This is a genomic window from Succinivibrio sp. (genome assembly GCF_045124615.1).
Taxonomy (GTDB): Bacteria; Pseudomonadota; Gammaproteobacteria; order Enterobacterales; family Succinivibrionaceae; genus Succinivibrio; species Succinivibrio faecicola.
This window is the reverse complement of the sequence record NZ_JBGVMC010000085.1, coordinates 1-2513: the sequence shown is the minus strand read 5'-3', so window position 1 is coordinate 2513 and position 2513 is coordinate 1. Positions and strand designations below refer to the sequence as shown.

Sequence of the window (2513 nt, the reverse complement as noted above, 5' to 3'; positions counted from 1 at the left end):
CAGCCACCTGCACGTTTCTCTGAAGCAACTTTGGTAAAAGAGCTGGAAAAGGATGGTATTGGCAGACCATCTACTTATGCTTCTATCATTTCAACCATTCAGGAAAGAGGCTATGTGAATATTGTTTCAGGTCGCTTCTATGCTATGAGAATGGGTGAGATTGTAACTGACCGTCTGAGATTCTCATTTAAAGATCTGATGGATAAGAATTTCACCGCTTCTATGGAAGATTCTTTAGATGAAATTGCAGATGGAAAAATTGACTGGATAAACAGTCTTGATAAATTCTATTCAAGCTTTGAAAAGGAATTAACTGAAGCTCAAAAACCATTTGATGATGGAGGTATGCCTGAGAATTCTCCTTTAGAGATTAAGAATTTCAAGTGCCCTGAGTGTAAGAAATTCAATATGGCTGTGCAGTCAGGTAAAACTGGTATGTTCCTGTCATGTCTTGGTTTTTATGACAAATCAGTTAAGAAAGTTCAGGACAGATGCCACAAGACACTCAATCTGCGTTCTTTGGATATCAGTTCTCTTAACAAGTCAAATCTTACAGATGAAGAAGAGGCAAATATTCTAAGAAGTCGTCCACGCTGTGAGAAATGTCATAGCGTAATGGATTCATATATCATTGATGAAAAGCATAAGCTCCATCTGTGTTCTACTCCTAACTGTGGTGGATATCTCATGGAAACAGGTGTTTTTGACTCTGAAATTGAGAAAGGCCCTGAGATCCCATGTGAAAAGTGCGGCTCAACAATGGTTTTAAAAGAAGGTCGTTTTGGAAAATATATGGCCTGCACAAACAAGGACTGTGGCAATACTCGAAAGATCTTAAAAAATGGTCAGGTAGCTCCACCAAAAGAAGATCCTGTTGATCTGCCTGAGCTTGAATGTAAGGCTGCTGGTGCTCATTATGTTCTAAGAGATGGAGCTTCAGGTCTTTTCCTTGCAGCTCATAATTTCCCAAAGGTCAGAGAGACACGACCTCCTAAGGTATTAGAGCTATTACGCTTCAAAGACAGAATATCACCAAAATTTCATTATTTATGTGATGCACCTGCTTATGATGCTGATGGTAATGAGACTGAAGTGCGTTTTTCAAGAAAGAGTAAAAAGCAGTATGTCATGTCTCTTGATGCAAATGGAAAGAATACAAGCTTTGTAGCATTCTATAATGAGGATGAGAAGAAGTGGGAAATACAGGAGAGTGCTTCAAAAACAAGTACCAAAAAGACCACTAAAAGCTCAACTGCAAAAAAGAGTACAACAAAGAAAACTGCAGGTAAAAAAGCTGCAAAATAGATAGTAGGATAAAAAATCTGAGATTAAAAATCTCAGATTTTTTTTATAGATCATTTATGTAGCTGACAAGAGAATTGATTATCTTTACAGTCTTTTCATTCTTTCCATCATCGATAGAAATAAGAGAGTTAAGTTCACTGCTGTATATCCTGGACTGCTTTCTAATTTCATTAATACAGATTTTATAGTACTGATTAAGCTCTGTATCTATAAGAGTCTTCTTAAAATTGTTTCCTCTGAATTTTAAAATGTACTGTCTAAAATCATGTGAACAATTAAGAGGCGCTTCATCAATAACAAACTTGTTCATTGTCTGGCATTGATTGAAAAACTGAATGTCAGATGGTGTATAAGCTTTATTTCTATTGATTAGTAAACTAAAAGGAGCAAAGTTATTATCTGCAGTAGCATTGTTAAGTAAACTTAAGATTGATGCTACATCTATGTTAATAAGCTTCTGTCTTTTATCTGTTAGTACTTTTACAGGTGCAAAAAGATTGGCATTATTAAAAGAGTAGTATTTTTCAGTAACGCTGCCACCATCAAAATAATTTGCCTTTATGTAAACATCATTACATATGATTGGTTTTAAAATCTCAAGTTCATGATGCTTTGTTGAATAATTAACAAGACAGTTGCCTTTGCTTATAGCATCCTTAACTTCAGATATTTTGTTTTCCCTATCAGATAAGGTATATCTTAATAATTGAGGATTAACCTGTTCTAGATGCTTTACAAGATGCATTAGCGCATTAAGACGGTTTATATAGTCACTTTCATCTTTATTTGAAACAAAACCGTATTTTTGTGCACATACAATAAGATTATCTGATTTAAAGCACTCTCCTGTATCAAATATTTCGTGTACCTTTAAAACCTTGTTAATATCAGTAATATTACTGATACTGTCTAGCAGATTCTTTTCTTGAAGTGTTCTATAGGCAATGCTTTCTATAATAGAAAGATTTCTAACGGACCATGTAAATATCTTAAGATTTGGTGTTAGTAAAAGTTTTTCTAGTTTTGTATAGAAATCAAGCTCGCTATCACCCTTATCAGTTGAGTAAGGATCAATTTGTTGAGAGTACAGATAATTTGGTGATGGGAGAATGTAATCAGGTTACCATCTTCATCGTAGATGGCGAATGTAGTGATCACATCAGATTCATCTTCGCTAGCTTCACCAGATAAGGAAAATACTGTAGAAA

Annotated in this window: 3 protein-coding genes; 1 reads left to right on the top strand and 2 read right to left on the bottom strand. The window is 34.8% G+C overall.

The annotated features are described in order from the left end of the window. A partial coding sequence (locus tag ACJML3_RS02340; protein WP_406020259.1) for a DNA topoisomerase occupies window positions 1–1305 on the top strand: 1305 nt, incomplete at its 5' end. A 43-nt stretch (window positions 1306–1348) separates the two neighbouring features. On the opposite strand, the gene ACJML3_RS02335 is transcribed toward ACJML3_RS02340, so the two are convergent. Together ACJML3_RS02335 and ACJML3_RS02330 are read right to left on the bottom strand one after the other, a co-directional pair. Further along, window positions 1349–2050: a hypothetical protein gene (locus ACJML3_RS02335; RefSeq protein ID WP_406020257.1), complete on the bottom strand. Its 702-nt coding sequence runs from the start codon at window positions 2048–2050 to the stop codon at window positions 1349–1351. Window positions 2051–2322: 272 nt separating this feature from the next. Further along, window positions 2323–2513, bottom strand: a 191-nt coding sequence (locus ACJML3_RS02330; RefSeq protein ID WP_406020255.1) for a hypothetical protein, incomplete at its 5' end; no start/stop codon positions are given.